This window comes from Achromobacter sp. (assembly GCF_036567245.1).
Lineage (GTDB): Bacteria > Pseudomonadota > Gammaproteobacteria > Burkholderiales > Burkholderiaceae_B > Achromobacter.
Genome location: NZ_DATCUY010000724.1, coordinates 1 through 3496, shown reverse-complemented (window position 1 = coordinate 3496; position 3496 = coordinate 1). Strand labels below are relative to the sequence as shown.

The following is a 3496-nucleotide window of genomic DNA, read 5'->3' as shown; positions in this document are numbered from 1 at the left end:
CCGCCCTGCGCGCCGCGCGCGACCAGAGCGCCGAAGCCGCCTCGCAGGCCAGCCGCCTGTTCCAGTACGGCAAGACGGACTACCTGACCGTGCTGGACGCCGAACGCACCCTGGCCACCAACGAAAGCGCGCTGGCCGCCTCGCAGGCAGACCTCAGCAACGACCAGATCGCGCTGTTCCTGGCGCTGGGCGGCGGCTGGGAAAAATAATCAATGCACCGAGGCGCCGTCCGGCGGCGTCTGGTTCAGGCCCAGCGCGGCCTCCCAGCTACGCAGCGGCACGCAGGTCTTCAGGCGCACGATGGCGCGCTCGATCAAGGCCGGATGCAGCGCGTGCCCCACATTGCTGGCGATGTCGATGGTCGAATCCCCGTGCAGTTCGCTCAGGCGCGCCTGGGCGGCCTGGATGTGGTCCACGCTCATGATGGGATCGGCCTCGCCATGCAGCAGGTGCAGCGTGGTGTACTGCGGCGCGGACTTGGGCAGTTGGGCATAGCGACCTGAAAACGCGATGACGCGGCCGGCCATGCCGTCGTGCGCCTGCACCAGCTCCAGCGCCATGATGGCGCCCTGCGAAAAGCCCGCCAGCGCCGTATCCGATTGAAGCAGGCCGAAGCGCGCCTGCGCCTCGCGCATATAGGCTTCCAGGGGCGGCAGCGCCCGCGCCACGCGCTCGGGGCGGTTTTCCTCGGTCACGCCGCGCACCGAGAACCATTGCCGGCCCTCGCCGCCGCCGTCAAACGGCTCGAAACCCTGGGGCACCAGCACCGCCGCGCTGGGGAACGCCGCGCGCACCGCCTGCGCCAGGGGCTGCATGTCAGCGGGGGTGCCGCCCACGCCGTGCAGCAGGATGAACAGCTGGCGCACGTCGACGCCGGCATCGGGAAGGAATTCGATAGAAGAGGAAGACGCCATGAAACCGCTCCGTGCTGGCTGGGGCCGCCGAACAGCCCCGGAATAGCCGCATTGTAAAATGCGCGCCTTGAAGCAACCTTTGCCGCACCGCCACGGACCGGCTGGCTTGCGGCGTTGCCCGGCGGGCAGGCCCGCATGCCCGTGCCTGATGGTCCGCCGCCCCGGCAACCACCTACCCAGCAATGCAAACTCCAACGACAGAATCCGGCGCCACGCCTGCCAGCCAGAACCAGCTGCATCGCGTGCTCAAGGCGCGCCACCTCACGATGATAGCGTTAGGTGGCGCCATCGGCACCGGCCTGTTCGTGGCCTCCGGCGCCGCCATCGCCCAGGCGGGCCCGGGCGGCGCGCTGATGGTCTACCTGGCCATCGGCCTGATGGTCTACTTCATCATGACCAGCCTGGGCGAACTGGCCACCTTCATGCCGGTATCGGGCTCCTTCTGCACCTATGCTTCGCGCTACGTGGACGGCGGTTTCGGCTTTGCGCTGGGCTGGAATTTCTGGATCAGCTGGGCCACGGTGGTGGCGGTGGACGTGGTGGCCGCGCAACTGGTCATGGCCTACTGGTTTCCCGATACGCCGGGCTGGATCTGGAGCGTGCTTTTCCTGGCCCTGACCTTCGGCCTGAACGCCTTCTCCGCGCGCAGCTTCGGCGAGGCCGAATACTGGTTCGCCATCATCAAGGTCGTCGCCGTGCTGTGCTTCATCGGCGTCGGGCTGGCGATGCTGGTCGGCATCATCCACGGCGGCACGACGGTAGGCCTGGCCAACTGGACCATCGGCGACGCGCCCTTCGTGGGCAACGCGGCCACCTGGGTGGGCGTGGCGATGGTGGTGGCTTATTCGTTCCAGGGCACCGAACTGGTGGCCGTGGCCGCCGGCGAATCCGAGAATCCCCGCCGCAACGTGCCGCGCGCGATCAATCACGTGTTCTGGCGCATTCTGCTGTTCTACGTGCTGGCCATCCTGATCATCGGCCTGCTGCTGCCCTATACCGACCCGCAGCTGCTGCGCAACGAAGTGGAAGACATCGCAGTCAGCCCCTTCACGCTGGTGTTCCAGCACGCGGGGCTGCTGTCGGCGGCCACCGTGATGAACGCCGTGATCCTGACCTCGGTGCTGTCGGCCGGCAATTCCGGCATGTACGCGGCGACGCGGATGCTGTTCAACATGGCGGCCGAAGGCCAGGCGCCCGCCGTGTTCCGGCGCGTGACCCGCAGCGGAGTGCCGCTGTACGCGCTGATGGCCACCGCACTGCTGGCCTGCCTGTGCCTGTTCAGCCTGGTGTACAGCCCCAAGGCCGTCTACATCTGGCTGCTGAACTTTGCCGGCATGACCGAATTCATCGTGTGGCTGAGCATCGCGGTCAGCCATTACCGCTTCCGCCGGGGTTATGTGAAGCACGGCTACGACACCGCCGACCTGCCTTACAAGGCCGGCCTGTTCCCCTTCGGCCCGCTGCTCGCCTTCGTCCTGTGCCTGCTGGTCACGCTGGGCCAGAACTACCAGGCCTTCCTGCAAGACCGCATCGACTGGATCGGCGTGATCTCCACCTACCTGGCGATCCCGCTGTTCCTGGCCTTGTGGATCGGCCACCGGCTGGTGCGCAAGTCGCACTGGATCCGGTATGAGGACATGCGGTTTTATGGGCTGGATCTGGATCGCGCGGCGGGTGTGCAACCCTCGGTATCTACGGTGGAACGCGCGCAGGTTTAGGTCTTGATCCGTATGCCTGGACACGACCAGGATCGTATCCAACACAGCCCACCCCTCTGCACCGAAAGGTGTACGGGTGGGTTTTCTTTTGGGGCTCGCGCATCACGCCAGGGATTTTCTCCACACGGTCCGCCCCTTTTAACTACTGTATATTCATACAGCTATAATGGCTCATCGGCCACTTCAACCGGTTCTTTCCCTCCCGGAAACCGATTTGCCATGCAGTCCCCAGAACGTATCCATCCCGCGTTGTGGCGCGCCACCCAGTTGGCCCAAAGCGCCGCCCGCACCCTGCCCACCGGGCATGCCGCGCTGTCCGCCGAGCTGCCGGACGGCGGCTGGCCGCTGGGTTCCCTGATCGAATTGATGGCCCCGCACCCGGGCATCGGAGAAATCCGCCTGCTGCGTCCGGCCTTGGCCCAACTGGAGACGCGCCGCGCCATCGCCCTGGTGCAGCCGCCGCACGCGCCCCACATCGCCAGCTGGATGAGCTGGCGGCTGGATCCGCGCCAATTGCTCTGGGTGGCGCCGGAAAAACCCGTGGACGCGCTCTGGGCCGCCGAACAGATCCTGAAGAACGGCAGCTGCGGCGCCCTGATCTGCTGGCTGCCCCACGTGCGCCCCGAATCCCTGCGCCGCCTGCACCTGGCCGCCCAGGCCAGCGACCTGCTGTTCATCGCCGTGCGCCCCAGCAGCGCGGCGCAGAACGCCACGCCCGCGCCCTTGCGGCTGGCGCTCGCGCCGGCCGCGGGCGGCCTGTCCGTACACATCCTGAAGCGCCGCGGGCCTGCCTGCGACACCCCCTTATACGTGGGCCTGGACTCCGGCGCCCCCACCCCTGTTTCTCCCCGCCATGCGCCTCTG

Annotated in this window: 4 protein-coding genes; 3 read left to right on the top strand and 1 reads right to left on the bottom strand. The window is 67.3% G+C overall.

The genetic code is table 11. From position 1 onward, the window contains the following. The coding region (locus tag VIR09_RS31320) for a TolC family protein (RefSeq protein ID WP_332016410.1) at positions 1-209 on the top strand (209 nt) is incomplete at its 5' end. Here VIR09_RS31320 and ypfH read toward each other — a convergent pair. Beyond that, entirely contained in the window at positions 210-914 is a 705-nt protein-coding gene (gene ypfH, locus VIR09_RS31315; RefSeq protein WP_013394152.1) for an esterase, read from the bottom strand. Between the two features lie 182 nt (positions 915-1096). On the opposite strand from ypfH, the gene VIR09_RS31310 reads away from it, so the two are divergent. Further along, a complete protein-coding gene (locus VIR09_RS31310; RefSeq protein WP_332016409.1) occupies positions 1097-2632 on the top strand; it encodes an amino acid permease in 1536 nt (511 codons plus the stop codon). A gap of 219 nt (positions 2633-2851) precedes the next feature. Next, on the top strand, positions 2852-3496 hold a 645-nt coding region (gene imuA / locus VIR09_RS31305), incomplete at its 3' end, for a translesion DNA synthesis-associated protein ImuA (protein ID WP_332016408.1).

Coding starts and splice junctions, on each gene's coding strand:
- ypfH (WP_013394152.1), bottom strand. CDS start 914: ATGGCGTCTTCCTCTTCTATCGAATTCCTTCCCGATGCCGGCGTCGAC.
- VIR09_RS31310 (WP_332016409.1), top strand. CDS start 1,097: ATGCAAACTCCAACGACAGAATCCGGCGCCACGCCTGCCAGCCAGAAC.